The organism is Pseudomonas sp. MF09150, from assembly GCF_059862355.1.
The window spans coordinates 1,283,769-1,300,867 of record NZ_JCBCUS010000001.1 but is presented as its reverse complement, the minus strand read 5'-3'; the positions used below and the strand labels follow the sequence as shown (position 1 = coordinate 1,300,867).

Annotated in this window: 14 protein-coding genes; 12 read left to right on the top strand and 2 right to left on the bottom strand. The window is 65.0% G+C overall.

Annotated elements, in window-relative coordinates; genetic code table 11:
- Position 1: 1 nt before the first annotated feature.
- Positions 2-1,261, top strand: coding sequence for a HAMP domain-containing sensor histidine kinase (locus AC19YX_RS05530; RefSeq protein WP_500605856.1), 1,260 nt, complete (start codon positions 2-4; stop codon positions 1,259-1,261).
- Positions 1,261-1,899 carry a response regulator gene (locus AC19YX_RS05525; RefSeq protein WP_020300002.1) on the top strand — a complete coding sequence of 213 codons (639 nt, stop codon included), beginning with the start codon at positions 1,261-1,263 and terminating at the stop codon, positions 1,897-1,899. The genes AC19YX_RS05530 and AC19YX_RS05525 overlap by 1 nt, the downstream gene beginning before the upstream one ends.
- 784 nt (positions 1,900-2,683) lie before the next feature.
- Here AC19YX_RS05525 and AC19YX_RS05520 read toward each other — a convergent pair.
- Together AC19YX_RS05520 and exaA are read right to left on the bottom strand one after the other, a co-directional pair.
- Positions 2,684-3,343, bottom strand: coding sequence for a pentapeptide repeat-containing protein (locus tag AC19YX_RS05520; protein WP_500605855.1), 660 nt, complete (start codon positions 3,341-3,343; stop codon positions 2,684-2,686).
- 190 nt (positions 3,344-3,533) lie between these two features.
- Entirely contained in the window at positions 3,534-5,429 is a 1,896-nt protein-coding gene (gene exaA / locus AC19YX_RS05515; RefSeq protein WP_078473730.1) for a quinoprotein ethanol dehydrogenase, read from the bottom strand.
- Positions 5,430-5,681: 252 nt separating this feature from the next.
- Here exaA and pedF point away from each other — a divergent pair, with 252 nt between their 5' ends.
- The 10 genes from pedF (at position 5,682) to AC19YX_RS05465 (ending at position 17,059) form a co-directional block, all read left to right on the top strand.
- Positions 5,682-6,143 (top strand): cytochrome c-550 PedF, encoded by a 462-nt coding sequence (pedF, locus tag AC19YX_RS05510; RefSeq protein WP_020299999.1) that lies wholly within the window; start codon positions 5,682-5,684, stop codon positions 6,141-6,143.
- Between the two features lie 5 nt (positions 6,144-6,148).
- Complete coding sequence (locus AC19YX_RS05505) at positions 6,149-7,024, top strand: substrate-binding periplasmic protein (protein ID WP_078473729.1); 876 nt, start codon at positions 6,149-6,151, stop codon at positions 7,022-7,024.
- A gap of 9 nt (positions 7,025-7,033) precedes the next feature.
- On the top strand, positions 7,034-7,795 hold the full coding sequence (locus AC19YX_RS05500; protein ID WP_078473728.1) for a quinoprotein dehydrogenase-associated SoxYZ-like carrier: 762 nt from the start codon (positions 7,034-7,036) through the stop codon (positions 7,793-7,795).
- Positions 7,796-7,836: 41 nt separating this feature from the next.
- Positions 7,837-8,766: a quinoprotein relay system zinc metallohydrolase 1 gene (locus tag AC19YX_RS05495; protein ID WP_500605854.1), complete on the top strand. Its 930-nt coding sequence runs from the start codon at positions 7,837-7,839 to the stop codon at positions 8,764-8,766.
- Between the two features lie 346 nt (positions 8,767-9,112).
- Positions 9,113-10,885, top strand: a complete 1,773-nt coding sequence (locus tag AC19YX_RS05490) for a PQQ-dependent methanol/ethanol family dehydrogenase (RefSeq protein ID WP_078473726.1) — start codon at positions 9,113-9,115, stop codon at positions 10,883-10,885.
- Between the two features lie 266 nt (positions 10,886-11,151).
- Positions 11,152-12,672, top strand: a complete 1,521-nt coding sequence (gene exaC / locus AC19YX_RS05485) for an acetaldehyde dehydrogenase ExaC (RefSeq protein WP_078473725.1) — start codon at positions 11,152-11,154, stop codon at positions 12,670-12,672.
- 229 nt (positions 12,673-12,901) lie between these two features.
- Complete coding sequence (gene pqqA, locus AC19YX_RS05480; protein ID WP_011060521.1) at positions 12,902-12,973, top strand: pyrroloquinoline quinone precursor peptide PqqA; 72 nt, start codon at positions 12,902-12,904, stop codon at positions 12,971-12,973.
- Between the two features lie 64 nt (positions 12,974-13,037).
- Positions 13,038-13,952, top strand: a complete 915-nt coding sequence (gene pqqB, locus AC19YX_RS05475) for a pyrroloquinoline quinone biosynthesis protein PqqB (protein ID WP_201130358.1) — start codon at positions 13,038-13,040, stop codon at positions 13,950-13,952.
- Between the two features lie 232 nt (positions 13,953-14,184).
- Positions 14,185-15,348, top strand: a complete 1,164-nt coding sequence (gene ercA, locus AC19YX_RS05470) for an alcohol dehydrogenase-like regulatory protein ErcA (RefSeq protein ID WP_078473723.1) — start codon at positions 14,185-14,187, stop codon at positions 15,346-15,348.
- Complete coding sequence (locus tag AC19YX_RS05465) at positions 15,332-17,059, top strand: hybrid sensor histidine kinase/response regulator (RefSeq protein WP_500605853.1); 1,728 nt, start codon at positions 15,332-15,334, stop codon at positions 17,057-17,059. Before ercA ends, AC19YX_RS05465 begins: the two co-directional genes overlap by 17 nt.
- Positions 17,060-17,099 lie beyond the last annotated feature (40 nt).

The following is a 17,099-nucleotide window of genomic DNA, read 5'->3' as shown; positions in this document are numbered from 1 at the left end:
GATGTCGGCACTGTGGCGGATCAACCTCTGGGTGACGGCATTTTTCGCCCTGGTCACGCTGGCCTGCATGGCGCTGCTGCTGCACCAGGCGGTGGCGGATGTGGAGCGCGAGCTGCAATCGGCCGAGGCGGTGGTGCAGTACCTGGGTGAAACGGCCGAGCGCGATCCGGCCAGCCTGCAACCGCGCCTGACCCGCAGCCTGCGCCATGTGCGGGTGCACTGGCTGGCGCCGGGCGAGTCACTGGAGCTGGCCTCCGAGCAGGGGCTGGATGCCTGGCTCGGTCGCCAATTGTTCGACGGTAGCCGTCGCAGCCATAAGGTGCTGGACTTGAGCGACGGGCGCCGGGTGCTGATCGGCGTCGACCCCAGTGATGAGATCGATGAAGTCTGGGATTCATTGCAGCAACTGCTGAGCCTGTGTGGCCTGGCACTGTTGCTCAGCCTGCTGACCATCCGCTGGGCGGTGCGCCGCGGCATGGGCCTGCTGGACGACCTGCTGCGCGCCTTGCGGCAAGTGTCGGGCGGGCAACTGGCGGTGCGCCTGCGGGCCGAGGGTCTGCCCGAGGCGCGGCAGCTGGCCGGCCACTTCAACCACATGGTCGAGGCCCTGGAACAGGCCCGGGGCGATAACACGCACCTGACCCAGGCCCTGCTGGCGGTGCAGGAACAGGAGCGCACCCACCTGGCCCAGACCCTGCACGATGACCTCGGGCAATACCTGGCGGGGATTCGCGCCCAGGCCTGCCTGCTGCGGGTGGTGACCGACCAGCCGGCGCTGCTGGCGCAGACGGTGCAAGCCCTGGAATCGAACTGCGAACACCTGCAACAGGGTTTTCGCGCCCTGGTGCACGACCTGTATCCGGTGGTGCTGCAACACCTGCCGCTGGACCAGGCCCTGGGCCTGCTGGTGGAGCATTGGCGGGGTAGCCAGGGCATCGATTGCCAGCTGCGGGTGGACCAATACCTGCCGCCGCTGTCGATGCCGAGCAAGACTCACCTGTATCGGCTGCTCCAGGAAGCCCTGACCAACGTCGCCCGCCACGCCGGGGCGAGCCGGGTCCGGGTGCGCCTGCAACACCGCGCCGGGCGCCTGCGCCTGTCGATCCGCGACAACGGCCGTGGCGCCCAGCAGCCGCAGCAGCCTGGAGTGGGCCTGCATTCGATGTTCGAACGCGCCCGCAGCCTGGGTGGCGAACTGCGCATCAACAGTCAGCCCGGCGCCGGTTGGGCGCTGGCCTTGAGCATTCCCTTGGAGGCGTGATGAATATTTTGCTGGTCGATGACCACGCGGTGGTCCGCCAGGGCTATGCCAGCCTGCTGCGGGCCTTGTTGCCGGCGATCCAGGTGCGCGAAGCGGCCACGGGCGAGGAGGCCCTGGTTCGGGTCCAGGAAGAGGTGCCGAACCTGGTGATCATGGATTTTGGCCTGCCCGGCATCAGCGGCCTGGAAACCACCCGGCGCTTGCGCCAGCGTTTGCCACAGCTGCGGGTGCTGTTCTTCAGCATGCATGACGAGCTGCCGCTGGTGCGTCAGGCGCTGGATGCGGGGGCTTCAGGCTACCTGACGAAGAACTCGGCACCTGAGGTGTTGATCGAGGCGGTGCGCAGGATCCTCGCGGGGCACGCCTACATCGAACAACCCCTGGCTACGCAACTGGCCTGCACGCCCCAGCAGAATGCCAGCGACCCGCGCCTGCAAAGCATGACCCAGCGCGAACTGGAGATTTTTGTGATGTTGGCCAAGGGCACACCGGCGCGGTTGATTGCGCAGCAGCTGTGCATCAGTGCGAAAACGGTGTCCAACTATCTGACCATGCTCAAGAGCAAGTTGCAGGTTAGTTCTCATGCGGAGTTGGTGCATTTGGGGATTGATATGGGGGTGGTTAGGGTGGCTGGGTGATTTTTGGGGGGGAAAATATCCGTTGCTGCGGTAACGGCTACTTAGGGTTTCGCCCTTACGGCGAGTCCCTTTTGTCAAACGCCCGGAATGCCGGCCCAGCCAAAAGTAACCAAAAAGTCTCGCCCCGAGCGTACGGCCCTCGCTGCGCTCGGGTTCCCTCGTTCCGGCGTCCCTCAGGGGGCATCGCTTCCAGCGACGTCTTCGACTGCGTCGAAGGGCGCTGCGCGCCAATCCCCTGATGAACACCTCCACTCGGCCTGCCGAAGGGGCGGGTAGATCAAAATCTGAAGCCACTGCCGCCAGGCTGCGCTGGGCGGCATTGGCGCTGTGGTTTATCAGGTTGATGAGGTGGTGTGAGGGCCAGCGTCCGAGCGCGGCCCGAGCCTGCGGCAGCGGCTACAGATGGCCGGTAAAGTTGCAGTGATTTTAGGGGCGCGGGACGCGCAGGTACCGGCCCAGGCCGGCCGGAGGGCCGCCTCGCTCTTGATTTTGATCTGAAGCGCCCCGTTAAACCACGATGGCCGAACGCAGGCAGTGAGCCGTGGGCAACCCGGCAGGACGCCGGGTTAGCCGCACTGGGCCATGGATGGCCCATTGCGGCGGCCCACGGATCAATGCCGGAGTGAGGGCATGCCGAGCCTAGGCGAGGCACCAAGTGGTGGGGCAAGAGCCCTTTGGTTACTTTGGGGCTTTTCCAAAGTGACCCGCCGTAAGGGCGGAACCCATAGTCGCCACAACCGCAGCAACGGATCTGCCCCCAATCCCAAATCCCCCGACCGACCCCCTACTTATCCCAACTCCCCGGACACCCCCCACACCCCTCCATATTCGCATCCTGAAAATTCGCATAATGCTGCCGCGACCCACTCAGGTTCGCCCGCTCCAGATTACTCTCGCCAAACTTGGCCTCCTGTAGATTGGCATCCCGCAAATCCGCCCCCTGCAAATCCGCCTTGCTCAACCAGGTCATTTCCAGGTCGGCAGCCTGCAGATTGGCCTGGTGCAACTTGGCCCCGGACAACCTGGCAAATTGCAGATAGGCACCGCTCAAATTGGCGTTCTGAAACTGCGCCCCCTGGGCAAACATCCCCCAGCCCTGAATCGACATCAGCTTGGCGTCCGTGAAATCCGCCAGGCGCAGGTTGCTCTGCTGCAAGCTGGCGCGGGTCAGGTTGGCGCCTTGCAACTGGGCTTTTTCCAGGTTGGCCAGGTCCAGCTGGGCATGGCGCAGGTCGGCATCGCGCAGGTCGGCGCCGGCCAGGTTCATCTTGCGCAGGTCCTGGTTGGCCAGGTTGGCCCCGCGCAAGTTGGCGCCAGGGCACTGGCTGGATTCGTCGATCAGGCAACCATTGATGGTCAGGGGGACATCGTTGCCGTCGTCGTCGATATTCACGGCGAAGGCAGGGGAGAGGGTCAGCAGCAGGGCCAGTGGCAGATAGTTCATGGTGCGGTTCTCCGGCTGGAGTGAAGGCGGGTGTGGTGAGGGCGCGGGCTGGCCGGCGCCCCGGGGCGTAGCCGTGGTGAATCCGGCCCACGCGCTATGCCTGAGCTAGCGTGTGGGCGGGTTTCGGGGCCGCTGCGCGCTGGTACGCCAGCCCGGCCCGGCGGGAGCAAGCGCCCTCGCCACACGTCGGTTAGCGCTGGGCGGTCTTGGTATCCCAGCTCGGGATCTTGAACACCCAGAACGAACCGCCTTGCGCCACCGGCTTGGTCAGCTCAGCCATGTCGCCACCCCACAGCGGCACCGCGCCGCCGTAACCCACGGTCACGCCGATGTACTGCTCGCCATCCTGTTCCCAGGTGATCGGCGGCGAAACGATGCCGCTGCCGGTCTGGAACTTCCACAGCTCCTTGCCGGTTTTCGCGTCGAAGGCCTTGAAGAAACCGTCGCCGGTGCCGGTGAACACCAGGTTGCCCTTGGTCGCCAATACCCCAGCCCACAGCGGCAGGTGTTCCTTGTGCTCCCACACCACCTTGCCGGTGGTCGGGTTCATCGCACGCAGGGTGCCGACGTGGTCGTCGTACATGCGCTTGATGCGGAACCCCATCCCCAGGTAGGCCGAGCCTTTCTTGTAGTTGACCTCCTCGGTCCAGTACTCCTCCTTCCACTGGTTGCCCGGGATGTAGAACAGCCCGGTGTCCTGGCTGTAGGCCATGGGGTTCCAGTTCTTGCCACCCAGGAACGGTGGCGAGACTTCCACTGGCTTGCCCTTGGTTTCACCCGGTAATGGCTTGGCCGGACGCTGGCCTTCGTTTTCCACGGGGCGACCGGTCTTCAGGTCGATATGGCTGGCCCAGGTGATGTTGTCGACGAAGGGGAAGGCGTTCTGCAGTTTGCCGTTGTTGCGGTCCACGACGTAGAAGAAGCCGTTGCGGTCGGCGTGACCGGTGGCCTTGACCACCTTGCCGTCCTTGTCCTTGTAGTCGAACAGCACCAGCTCGTTGTTGCCGGAGAAGTCCCAGGCATCGTTCGGCGTGTGCTGGTAGAACCACTTGACCTCGCCGGTGCTCGGGTCGACGCCGACCTGGCCCGAGGTGTAGAGGCTGTCGTAGTCGTGGGGGTTGCCGTCTTTCGAGGTCCGGGCCCAGGTGTTCCACGGGCCGGGGTTGCCGGCGCCGACGATGATGGTGTTGGTTTCGGCATCGAAGCTCGCGCTCTGCCAGGGGGCACCGCCGCCGTGGCTCCAGGCTTCGACCTTGCCGGTTTCGGTGGTCTTGTCATCGGGCCAGGACGGCGCCTTGACGTCGCCGGTGGTGGTGCTGTCCTTGCCATTCAGGCGGCCCATGTGGCCTTCGACGAAGGGCCGCATCCACACCTCTTCACCGGTGTCCGGGTCGCGGGCGAACAGTTGGCCGACCACGCCGAACTCATCACCGGAGCTGCCGTGGATCAGCAGCACCTTGCCGGTGACCTTGTCTTTGATCAGCACCGGGGCGCCGGTCATGGTGTAGCCGGCGCTGTGGTCGCCGAATTTCTTGTTCCACACCACTTTGCCGGTGTTTTTGTCGAGGGCGATCAGGCGCGCATCGAGGGTGCCGAAGTAGATCTTGTCACCGAAGATCGCCGCCCCGCGGTTGACCACGTCGCAGCACGGACGGATGTTGTCCGGCAGGCGGTGGTTGTAGGTCCACAGGCGCTTGCCGGTCTTGGCGTCGAGGGCGAACACCCGGGAATAGGAACCGGTGACGTAGACCACGCCGTCGCTGACGATGGCCTGGGATTCCTGGCCGCGCTGTTTTTCGTCACCGAAGGAGTAGGACCAGGCCGGGGTCAGCTTGAACACGTTCTTGTCGTTGACCTGGGCCAGGGGGCTCCAGCGCTGGGCATTGGTGCCCATGCCGTACTGCAGCACGTCCTTGGTGGTCAGGTGATCGTTGGCGATGTCTTCCCAGGTCACGTTCTTGGTGGCAGGCGCCGCCGGGGCAGTGGCGGCCACGGCGGCCGAGGTCAGCGACAGGCTGCTGACCAGCAAAAAGGCTTGCACAGACAGGGTCAGGGGCGAAAGGGCGGGTAGCGATCTTATTGTCATGGTTGCAGTTCCCAGTGGAGGTTTTGGCCTGCATAGGGTGGGTTGCCGCCGGTTTTGCAGATACGGAAAAAGTCCCGCCCTTGCCGGGAAAAGTTCCCAGGCGGCACATGATTTAGGCCCTCGCCACAAGCCCTACTACCAAGGGAGTAGGGGCCGACCACCAAAGCAGCATACGGCTGGCGCGGGGGTGTTCCTAAGATGGCGGCATAGCCTCTGTAGAGAGGTCTTGCGTGCAATCTTGAGGGCATAACAATGACAACAAAACGCAACGCCTTGCTCGCGGTAGGGCTCCTGGCCGGGTTGATCAGTACCGGTGCGGTCTGGGCCCATGGCAACGTGGTGCCGCAGGCGGTGGAAACCAAAGGCCTGACCCCTGTCAAGGACGCAGGCGTGACCGTGGATGGCGACGGCTGGGCGGCGGTCAACCCGTACCGCACCTCCGCGGAACACGACAAGGCGGTGGAAATCGGCGCCTCGGCCTACAACCAGAACTGCGCGGCCTGCCATGGCCTTGAAGCCAAGTCCGGTGGTATCGCCCCTGACCTGCGCATGCTCGATGTCGGCGAAGCCGGCGATGAGTGGTTTGTCGAACGCGTGCGCCATGGCGCCGTGCGCGACGGCCGGGTGTACATGCCGAAAATGGCCGACTACCTGAGCCAGGAAGCCCTGTGGGCCGTGCGCACTTACCTGGACAGCGTGCACGTCGAGGAGTAAGCGCCATGCGCCTGTTTGCCGCGCTGTTGACCGGCCTGCTGCTGTGCTGCCAGGCGGCGCAGGCGCAGGTGCGCACCTTCGACCAGATGATCGCCGACGGCGAATTGAAGGTCGCTGTCTACAAGGACTTCGCCCCCTACAGCTTCGAGGACCAGGGCCAGGCCAAGGGGGTCGACGTCGAGTTGGCGCAAGCCCTGGCCAAGGCCCTGGGCGTGCGCCTGCAACTGATCTGGGCGCCGCCCGGGGAAAAACTCGACGACGACCTGCGCGACTACATCTGGCGCGGCAGCCAGCTGCGCAACCAGCAGTTGGCCGACCTGATGATGCGCGTGCCCTACGACCATGACTACGCGCAAAAACGCAACGAGCTGGGGGAGCTGAACAATGACCATGTGGTGATGTTCGGCCCGTACCAGAGCGAGTGCTGGCAGGTGGCCTATGACCGGCGGCGCCTGGACTCGGTGGCCAGCGTGGCGGTGTTCGAGCAGCACCCGATCGGGGTCGAGGTCGACAGCGTGCCGTCGTTTTACCTGACCTCGGTGTTCAACGGCATGCTCAGTGCCAAGACCCATCATTACCCCGATGTCGGCCAGGCCTTTGCCGCGATGAAAGCCGGCGAGGTGGACGCCGTCATGGCCATGCGCGGCGAGATCGACTGGCAGGTGCACCAGGCCGCCGACCCGCAACTGGCGCTCGCCGAAAACGCCTACCCGAACATGGGCAAGCAGCTGTGGGAGATCGGCATGGCGGTGCATGAAAGCAATCGCCAGCTGGCCTACGCCGTGGAAGAGGCCCTGGAAGGGCTGATCCGCGACGGCACGCTCAAGGCGCTCTACGCCGGCTACGGCCTGCGTTACGAAGTCCCGCAGATGTATCAATAGGAGCGTGTGATGAACTGGCGAGCGAGTTGGCTGCTGATCTGCTGGCTGCCCCTGGCAGGCCAGGCGGCGACGGTCGACCCGGGCAAGGACCCGGTGCCCTCGGTGATGTGGGCCTTCTACCACAAGCAGATGCTCGGCGATGCGCCCTTTGTTTTCGATGACCGGGTCAAGCTGCTGGCGCCGCCCTTTGCCGAGGATGCACGGCAGGTGCCGCTGGAGATCGACGCCCGGGCATTCGCGGGGCAGGTGGTGAAGATCCTCGCCTGGGCCGAGCTCAACCCGTTGCCGAAGATTGTCGACTTCCAGCCCGGGCCGGGGGTACAGCCCTGGTTGTCGATCCGCATCCGTATCGAGCAGGCCACGCCGCTGCGGGCGGCGGTGCAGACCCGCGACGGCCTGTGGCACGTCGGCTCGACCCTGATCGACGCCGCCGGCGGCGGTTGTACCGCACCCAGTGTGGTGCGCACCCAGCCCGGCTGGGAGGAGCACATCGGCGAAGTCCTGGGCGGGCGCTACCCCCGCGGCGACTCCAGCCGCCTGCGTTTGCAGGTGGCGCACCCGATGGACAACGGCATGGTCAGTGGCATCCCCGAATTCTTCCTCAACCACGCCGAACTGCAGGACGCCCAGGGCCAGGTGCTGGCGCGCCTGGAGCTGTTTCCGGCGGTCAGCGAAAACCCCAACCTGGGGTTCGACCTCGAGGGCGCCGGGCAGACCCGCCTGCTGCTGCGTGACAACAGCGGCAATGAGTTCGAGGCAGCGATTCCCTGAGCCCATTGCCGCACCCCATTCGCTGAACAAGGGAGCGCGCCATGCGCTGGATACTGCTGTTGTGCCTGAGCCTGTGCCTGCCGGCGTGGGCCGAGCTGGACTACCACCTCAAGCCCCGGCAGATCGCCGAAGGCACCTGGCTGCTTGAGGGCAGCACCGACAACTTCGCCAAGAACAATGGCGGCAATATCGTCAATACCGGGTTTATCGTCACCGACAGCGGGGTGGTGGTGATCGACAGCGGGCCTTCCCGGCGCTACGGCGAAGCCCTGCGCCGGGCAATCGCCGCGACCACCGACAAGCCGGTGATCCAGGTGCTGCTGACCCACCATCACCCGGACCATGTGCTGGGCAACCAGGCCTTCGCCGACGTGCCGATCGGCGCCCTGGCCGGCACCACCGACCTGCTGCGCCAGCAGGGCGATGCCATGGCCGAGAACATGTACCGCATGGTGGGCGACTGGATGCGCGGCACCGAGGTGGTGCTGCCGACCCAGGTGCTGGAGACCGGCACCCTGAACATCGGTGGCCACCCGTTGCGCCTGCTGGGGTTGGGCGGGCACACCGGGGCGGACCTGGCGATCCTGGATGAAAAAACTGGGGTGTTGTTCGCCGGTGACCTGGTGTTTTACCAGCGCGCCCTGACCACCCCCAACAGCCCCGGGCTGGACGTTTGGCTCAAGGACCTGGATACCTTGCAGGGCCTGCCCTGGAAACTGATCGTCCCCGGTCACGGGCCGCTGGCCAGCGATGCCGCGCCCTTTGCCCAGATGCGCGATTACCTGGGCTGGCTCGACCAGTTGATGCGCGACGGCGCGGCCCAGGGCGATGACATGGCCGAGATGATCCGCCGCCCCATCCCCGAGCGTTTTGCCGGCATCAGCCTGAGCCGTTACGAGCTGATCCGCAGCGTCAGCCACCTGTACCCGCGTTATGAGCGGCAACAGTTGCGGCGTGTGGACACGCAGTAGTCCAGGCGCCGAGGGCTTTTTCTGTGACGAAGGTGTTGGCGCTGCTGAAGGGCTTCATGTGGCGAGGGCGCGTGCTCCCGCTGGGTTGCAAAGCAACCCCAACCCCGGCGCATGGAGTCTGCCTGATGCAACCCGTACCCAGGTTTTACGGCCGCGGCGCAGCCGAGCGGGAGCAAGCGCCCTCGCCACAGGAGTGTTCACAGCCGCGCTCTTACATTCACCCCCCACCAAGGAACTAGAAAACTCCGTACTGCGGGTAATTGTTGGGAAGCGGGCCGGGACCAAGAATCTGCGCCAGACCGGGAAAATTTCCCGGGTACAACAAAAAACCGCAGAGGTAGCCGCCATGTCCCATCCCGCACGTCGCCCGTCCTTCGCCGTGAGCCTGTTGCTCAGCGCCATGCTGCTGTCCGGTACGGCGCTGGCTGGTGTCACCGATCAGGAAATCCTCCAGGACCCGCAGAACCCCGAGCAGATCGTCACCAACGGCCTCGGGGTCCAGGGTCAGCGCTACAGCCCGCTGGACACCCTCAACGTCGACAACGTCAAGGAGCTGCGGCCGGTCTGGGCGTTTTCGTTCGGCGGCGAGAAGCAGCGCGGCCAGCAGGCCCAGCCCCTGATCAAGGACGGGGTGATGTACATGACCGGCTCCTATTCGCGGGTGTTCGCCGTGGATGCGCGCACCGGCAAGAAGCTCTGGCAATACGACGCGCGCCTGCCGGATGACATCCGCCCCTGCTGCGACGTGATCAACCGGGGCGTGGCGTTGTATGGCGACCTGGTGTTCTTCGGCACTCTGGACGCCAAGCTGGTGGCCCTGAACAAAGACACCGGCAAGGTGGTGTGGAGCAAGAAAGTCGCCGACCACAAGGAAGGCTATTCCATCAGCGCCGCCCCGATCGTGATCAACGGCAAGCTGATCACCGGGGTCGCCGGTGGCGAGTTCGGCGTGGTCGGCAAGATCGAAGCCTACGACCCGAAAAACGGCGACCTGCTGTGGACCCGGCCCACGGTCGAGGGCCATATGGGCTACGTCTACAAGGACGGCAAGGCGGTGGAGAACGGCATCTCCGGTGGCGAGGCCGGCAAGACCTGGCCCGGCGACCTGTGGAAGACCGGCGGTGCGGCGCCGTGGCTGGGGGGCTACTACGACCCGGAAACCAACCTGCTGCTGTTCGGCACCGGCAACCCGGCACCGTGGAACTCCCACCTGCGCCCCGGCGACAACCTCTACTCATCGTCGCGCCTGGCCCTGAACCCGGACGACGGCAGCATCAAATGGCACTTCCAGAGCACGCCCCACGACGGCTGGGACTATGACGGCGTCAACGAGCTGATTTCCTTCAACTACAAGGAAGGCGGCAAGGAAATCAAAGCGGCGGCCACCGCCGACCGCAACGGTTTCTTCTACGTGCTGGACCGCACCAACGGCAAGTTCATCCGCGGCTTCCCCTTCGTCGACAAGATCACCTGGGCCACCGGCCTGGATAAAAACGGCCGGCCGATCTACAACGAAGCCAGCCGTCCGGGCGCCCCGGGCAGCGAGGCCAAGGGTTCTTCGGTGTTCGTCGCCCCGGCCTTCCTCGGGGCCAAGAACTGGATGCCGATGGCCTACAACCGCGACACCGGGCTGTTCTACGTGCCATCCAACGAGTGGGGGATGGACATCTGGAACGAAGGCATCGCCTACAAGAAGGGCGCGGCGTTCCTCGGTGCGGGCTTCACCATCAAGCCGCTGAACGAGGACTACATCGGCGTGCTGCGCGCCATCGACCCGGTCAGCGGTAAGGAAGTCTGGCGCCACAAGAACTACGCGCCTCTGTGGGGCGGCGTCCTGACCACCAAGGGCAATCTGGTCTTCACCGGCACCCCGGAAGGTTTCCTCCAGGCCTTCAACGCCAAGACCGGCGAGAAAGTCTGGGAGTTCCAGACCGGCTCAGGGGTCCTGGGCTCGCCCGTGACCTGGGAAATGGACGGCGAGCAATACGTCTCGGTGCTCTCCGGCTGGGGCGGCGCGGTGCCGCTGTGGGGCGGGGAAGTGGCCAAGCGCGTCAAGGACTTCAACCAGGGCGGCATGCTCTGGACCTTCAAGTTGCCTAAAGCGTTGGTGAAGCAGTAGCGAGCGGCAAGCGGCACGCTGCACGTTAAGAGCGTTCGGTGTAGCGCTTTGGATGTGCAGCAGGCGCGAGCGGCAAGCTGACCGCGTTCCGCTCCGCACTTGCCGCTTGCAGCTCCAGGCTTGCAACTGGGCCGCAAGCGGCCCCGCCCTACTACCAAATAACGAGAGTCCCCCTGCCAACGGCGCATTCGTCTGGGGCCCGGGGCTCTCTACCATCGGGGTATCGCCTGTTGACTGACAGGCTTCGACCCAAGCAGAGGCCCAGCATGATCTACGCACAACCCGGAACCCCAGGCGCTGTCGTTTCCTTCAAGCCGCGCTATGGCAATTTTATCGGCGGCGAGTTCGTGGCCCCGGTCAATGGCCAGTACTTCAGCAACACCTCGCCGGTCACCGGTGAAGTGATCGCCGAATTCCCCCGCTCCAGTGCCGAAGATGTGGAAAAGGCCCTGGACGCCGCCCACGCCGCCGCTGACGCCTGGGGCAAGACCTCGGCCCAGGACCGCTCCCTGGTGCTGCTGAAAATCGCCGACCGTATCGAGCAGAACCTGGAAATCCTGGCGATCACCGAAACCTGGGACAACGGCAAGGCCGTGCGCGAAACCCTGAATGCCGACGTGCCCCTGGCTGCCGACCATTTCCGCTATTTCGCCGGTTGCATCCGCGCCCAGGAAGGTTCGGCCGCCGAGATCAACGAACACACCGCCGCCTATCATTTTCACGAGCCCCTGGGCGTGGTCGGGCAGATCATTCCGTGGAACTTCCCGCTGCTGATGGCCGCCTGGAAACTCGCCCCGGCACTGGCCGCCGGCAACTGCGTGGTGCTCAAGCCGGCCGAGCAGACGCCGCTGTCGATCATGGTGTTCGCCGAGCTGATTGCCGACCTGTTGCCGGCCGGGGTGCTGAACATCGTCCAGGGCTTTGGTCGCGAAGCGGGCGAGGCGCTGGCCACCAGCACGCGCATCGCCAAGATCGCCTTCACCGGCTCCACGCCGGTGGGCTCGCACATCATGAAATGCGCGGCCGAGAACATCATCCCGTCCACCGTGGAACTGGGCGGCAAGTCGCCGAACATCTTCTTCGAAGACATCATGCAGGCCGAGCCGCAGTTCATTGAAAAGGCTGCCGAAGGCCTGGTGCTGGCGTTCTTCAACCAGGGCGAAGTCTGCACCTGCCCGTCGCGGGCGCTGGTCCAGGAGTCGATCTACGAACCCTTCATGGCTGAAGTCATGAAGAAGATCGTCAAGATCAAGCGCGGCAACCCGCTGGACACCGAAACCATGGTCGGTGCCCAGGCGTCGGAGCAGCAGTACGACAAGATTCTCTCGTACCTGAAAATCGCCCAGGAGGAGGGCGCCGAGCTGCTCACCGGTGGCGCTGCCGAGCACCTGGAGGGCGACCTCTCCAGCGGCTATTACATCCAGCCGACCCTGCTCAAGGGCCACAACAAAATGCGCGTGTTCCAGGAAGAAATCTTCGGCCCGGTGGTGGGCGTGACCACCTTCAAGGACGAAGCCGAAGCCCTGGCGATTGCCAACGACAGCGAGTTCGGCCTCGGTGCCGGCCTCTGGACCCGCGACATCAACCGCGCGTACCGCATGGGCCGGGCGATCAAGGCCGGTCGCGTGTGGACCAACTGCTACCACCTGTACCCGGCCCACGCCGCGTTCGGTGGCTACAAGAAGTCCGGCGTGGGTCGGGAGAACCACAAAATGATGCTCGACCACTATCAGCAGACCAAAAACCTGCTGGTGAGCTACGACATCAATCCCCTGGGCTTTTTCTAAAAGCCAGGGTAGTAGCGGGGCAGTTGGGTGCTGCCTCGCTCCGACCTGAAGGAACACAATAAAACGGCGCGACGTCTTGGGTGGACGCCGCGCCGTTTTGCGTTGCCCCTCAACCTCATCCCCTACCAACGCACCCCGCCAGCTTGTCCCAAAGTAGCATTCGGCCTCGTTGCCCCCCGTGCATTAATGCCTCTACCGGAATCGCCCGGCACAAGAAGAGGATTGACCCATGTGGCATAAACCCGCGTACACCGATCTGCGTATTGGCTTCGAAGTGACCATGTATTTCGCCAACCGCTGATGCGTTCCGCTCCGGTCAATCGTCTGCGTTGGCCGGAGTCTTCCTCGATTCCGGGAGCTTGCCCATGCATATCCGCATTCTTGGTTCCGCGGCCGGTGGCGGCTTCCCGCAGTGGAACTGCAACTGCCGCAACTGCGCCGGCGTGCGCGACGGCAGCGTGCGCGCCCTGCGCCGTACCCAATCCTCGATTGCCCTGAGCGACAACGGCGTCGACTGGATCCTGTGCAACGCCTCGCCCGACATCCGCGCCCAACTCGAATCCTTCCCGGCCCTGCAACCGGCGCGGCAGCTGCGGGACACGGCGATTGCCGGGGTCATCCTGCTGGACAGCCAGATCGATCACTGCACCGGCCTGCTCAGCCTGCGCGAAGGCTGCCCGCATCAGGTCTGGTGCACCGAGATGGTCCATCAGGACCTGAGCAGCGGCTTCCCCTTGTTCAACATGCTCAGTCACTGGAACGGCGGCCTCGACTGGCAGCCGATCGATCTTTCGGGCGAGGCCTTCAGCGTCCCGGCCTGCGAGCACCTGCGGTTGCGCGCAATCCCCTTGCGCAGCAGCGCGCCGCCCTATTCGCCGCACCGGGGCAACCCGCACCCGGGGGACAACATCGGCCTGTTTGTCGAGGACCTGCGCAGCGGCGGCACCTTGTTTTATGCGCCGGGCCTGGGCCAGGTAGACCCGGAGCTGCTGGGCTGGATGCGCCGCGCCGACTGCCTGCTGGTGGACGGCACGCTGTGGCGCGACGATGAAATGCGCGTCTGCGAAGTCGGCGACAAACTGGGCAGTGAAATGGGCCACCTGGCACAAAGCGGCCCTGGCGGCATGCTCGAACTGCTCGACGGCTTTGCGAGGGCGCGCAAGGTGCTGATTCATATCAACAACACCAACCCGATCCTCGATGAGGACTCCGCCGAACGGGCGCTGCTCGACAGGCGCGGGATCGAGGTCGCGTTCGATGGGATGGACATTCACCTCTGAGCCCCTGCTGTAGCCGCTGCCGCACGCTCGGGAACCACCGCAGTTCCACGGCGTGCTTCAGGGCCGGTGCAGCCTCGCCGGCCCGGCAGCGGCGACAGGCATTGGGTGGTGTTCGAACTGCCACGGCGTAGTCAGGCAGCGGCTACAGGGGTACCCGATGGTCGGATTGCATTCGCAGCGGGATGCTTTAGGCTGGCGTTCATCTTCCAGAACAACAAGAAACAGGCTTCCCATGGGCCAGAATCTCAGTCTGCTGCGTAAATTCGTTTCCCCGGAAATCATCTTCGGTGCCGGCTGTCGGCACAACGTCGGCAACTATGCCAAGACCTTCGGTGCGCGCAAGGTGCTGGTGGTCAGTGACCCCGGGGTGATCGCCGCCGGCTGGGTGGCCGATATCGAGGCCAGCCTGCAGGCCCAGGGCGTCGACTATTGCCTGTACAGCGCGGTCTCGCCCAACCCTCGGGTGGAAGAGGTGATGCTGGGCGCCGAGATCTACCGCGAGAACGGCTGCGACGTGATCGTCGCGGTCGGCGGCGGCAGCCCGATGGATTGCGGCAAGGCCATCGGCATCGTCGTCGCCCACGGGCGCAGCATCCTTGAGTTCGAAGGCGTGGACATGATCCGCGTGCCGAGCCCGCCGCTGATCCTGGTGCCCACCACGGCCGGCACCTCGGCCGATGTGTCGCAGTTCGTGATCATCTCCAACCAGCAGGAACGGATGAAGTTCTCCATCGTCAGCAAGGCGGTGGTGCCGGATGTGTCGCTGATCGACCCGGAAACCACCCTGAGCATGGACCCGTTCCTCTCCGCCTGTACCGGCATCGATGCCCTGGTGCATGCCATTGAAGCCTTTGTCTCCACCGGCCACGGTCCACTGACCGACCCCCACGCGCTGGAGGCGATGCGCCTGATCAACGGCAACCTGGTGCAGATGATCGCCAACCCGACCGACATCGCCCTGCGGGAAAAAATCATGCTCGGCAGCATGCAGGCCGGCCTGGCGTTTTCCAACGCCATCCTGGGCGCGGTGCACGCCATGTCCCACAGCCTCGGCGGCTTCCTCGACCTGCCTCACGGCTTGTGCAACGCGGTGCTGGTAGAGCACGTGGTGGCCTTCAACTACAGCTCGGCCCCGGAGCGTTTCAAGGTGATTGCCGAGACCTTCGGCATCGACTGTCGCGGCCTCAACCATCGGCAGATCTGCGGGCGTTTGGTCGAACACCTGATCGCCCTCAAGCACGCCATCGGCTTCCACGAAACCCTGGGCCTGCACGGCGTGCGCACCGCGGATATTCCGTTCCTCTCGGAGCACGCCATGGATGACCCGTGCATCCTCACCAACCCGCGGGAATCGAGCCAGCGTGACGTCGAGGTCGTGTATGGCGAAGCGCTCTGAGGAGCAGCAACGCGCCCTCGCCGGACTGCTGGGGCTGGGCAACCACTCGGCGCGCAAGAGTCACTACCCGGAGCTGGCGGCGCGCCTGGACGACCTGGAAGCCGAGCGCAACCGCTACAAATGGCTGTTCGAGAACGCCGTGCATGGCGTGTTCCAGGGCAGCCTGCTGCAAGGCATGCGCGCCGCCAACCCGGCCCTGGCGCGGATGCTCGGTTATCAGGACCCGCAGGAGGTGCTGTTTTCCCTGGCGGACCTGGCCGGCAACCTGTTTGTCGGCGGTGCCCCGGAGCTGGAAGCCATAGGCGAAATGCTGCAACGCCAGCGCAGCCTGCTGGGCTATGAAACCCAGCTGCGGCGCAAGGACGGCAGCAGCATCGATGTGCTGATGAACCTGTTGCTCAAGCCGGACCAGGATGAACTGGTGGAAGGCTTCGTCGCCGATATCACCGAGCGCAAACTGGCCCAGCAGCGCCTGCAACAACTCAATGACCAGCTTGAACAACGGGTCGCGGCACGCACCGACGAACTGCTGGAGGCCAACCGTAACCTGCAGCAGCAGATCGCCCAGCGGGAACAGGTCGAACAGGCCCTGCGCGATGCCCGGGACGCCGCGCAAGCCGCCAACCGCAGCAAGGACAAATACCTGGCCGCCGCCAGCCATGACCTGCTGCAACCCTTGAATGCCGCGCGGCTGCTGATTTCCACCCTGCGTGAACGCCAGTTGCCCGCTGCCGAAAAGGTGCTGGTGGAGCGTACGCACCAGGCCCTGGAAGGCGCCGAAGATCTGCTCACCGATCTGCTGGATATCTCCAAGCTCGACCAGGCCGCGGTCAAGCCGGATGTGGCGCTGTACCGCCTGGATGAACTGCTGGCGCCGCTGGTCTCGGAATTCCAGTCGGTGGCCGAGGCGACCGGACTCGATTTGCGCGCGCGCATCGGTGATTTCGCGGTGCGCACCGACCTGCGGCTGATGACGCGCATCTTGCGCAACTTCCTCAGCAACGCCTGCCGCTATACCGAGCGCGGCAGCATCCTGCTCGGTGCCCGCCGACGTGGGGCCATGCTGCGCCTGGAGGTCTGGGACACCGGCCGCGGTATCGCTGCCGATCGCCTGGACTCGATCTTCCTCGAATTCAACCAGCTGGATGTCGGCCGCGCGGCCGATCGCAAGGGCGTCGGCCTGGGCCTGGCGATTGTCGAGCGCATTGCCAAGATCCTCGGCTACCCGGTTTTGGTGCGTTCCCAGCCCGGGCGCGGCTCGGTGTTCAGCATCGATGTGCCGCTGTCTGGCGAAGTGCCGCTGCCCATCAGCCTGGCCATGCCGCAGCCGAGCACCGGCAACCCGTTGCCGGGCCGACGCCTGCTGGTGCTGGACAACGAAGTCAGCATCCTGGAAAGCATGGCCGCGCTGCTCGGGCAGTGGGGTTGCGAGGTGCTGACCGCGACCGACGAGGCGGGGGCACTGGAGGTTCTGCAAGGGCGGGCGCCGGAGCTGATCCTGGCGGACTTCCACCTCGATCACGGGGTCATAGGGTGCGAGGTGGTGCGCCACCTGCGGGAACATTTCCGTTTGCCGCTGCCAGCGGTGATCATCACCGCCGACCGCAGCGACCAGTGCCGCCGCGCCCTGCAACAGCTCGGCGCGCCGCTGCTGAACAAACCGGTCAAGCCGGGCAAGCTGCGGGCGGTGCTCAGCCAACTGCTGGGCTAGGCTGCGCCGGGCGCTGCCGTTAAGATGCCGCAGTTTTTTC

Coding starts and splice junctions, on each gene's coding strand:
- AC19YX_RS05525 (WP_020300002.1), top strand. CDS start 1,261: ATGAATATTTTGCTGGTCGATGACCACGCGGTGGTCCGCCAGGGCTAT.
- AC19YX_RS05500 (WP_078473728.1), top strand. CDS start 7,034: ATGAACTGGCGAGCGAGTTGGCTGCTGATCTGCTGGCTGCCCCTGGCA.
- AC19YX_RS05505 (WP_078473729.1), top strand. CDS start 6,149: ATGCGCCTGTTTGCCGCGCTGTTGACCGGCCTGCTGCTGTGCTGCCAG.
- pqqB (WP_201130358.1), top strand. CDS start 13,038: ATGCATATCCGCATTCTTGGTTCCGCGGCCGGTGGCGGCTTCCCGCAG.
- AC19YX_RS05465 (WP_500605853.1), top strand. CDS start 15,332: ATGGCGAAGCGCTCTGAGGAGCAGCAACGCGCCCTCGCCGGACTGCTG.
- AC19YX_RS05495 (WP_500605854.1), top strand. CDS start 7,837: ATGCGCTGGATACTGCTGTTGTGCCTGAGCCTGTGCCTGCCGGCGTGG.
- exaA (WP_078473730.1), bottom strand. CDS start 5,429: ATGACAATAAGATCGCTACCCGCCCTTTCGCCCCTGACCCTGTCTGTG.
- AC19YX_RS05490 (WP_078473726.1), top strand. CDS start 9,113: ATGTCCCATCCCGCACGTCGCCCGTCCTTCGCCGTGAGCCTGTTGCTC.
- exaC (WP_078473725.1), top strand. CDS start 11,152: ATGATCTACGCACAACCCGGAACCCCAGGCGCTGTCGTTTCCTTCAAG.
- pedF (WP_020299999.1), top strand. CDS start 5,682: ATGACAACAAAACGCAACGCCTTGCTCGCGGTAGGGCTCCTGGCCGGG.
- AC19YX_RS05520 (WP_500605855.1), bottom strand. CDS start 3,343: ATGAACTATCTGCCACTGGCCCTGCTGCTGACCCTCTCCCCTGCCTTC.
- ercA (WP_078473723.1), top strand. CDS start 14,185: ATGGGCCAGAATCTCAGTCTGCTGCGTAAATTCGTTTCCCCGGAAATC.
- AC19YX_RS05530 (WP_500605856.1), top strand. CDS start 2: ATGTCGGCACTGTGGCGGATCAACCTCTGGGTGACGGCATTTTTCGCC.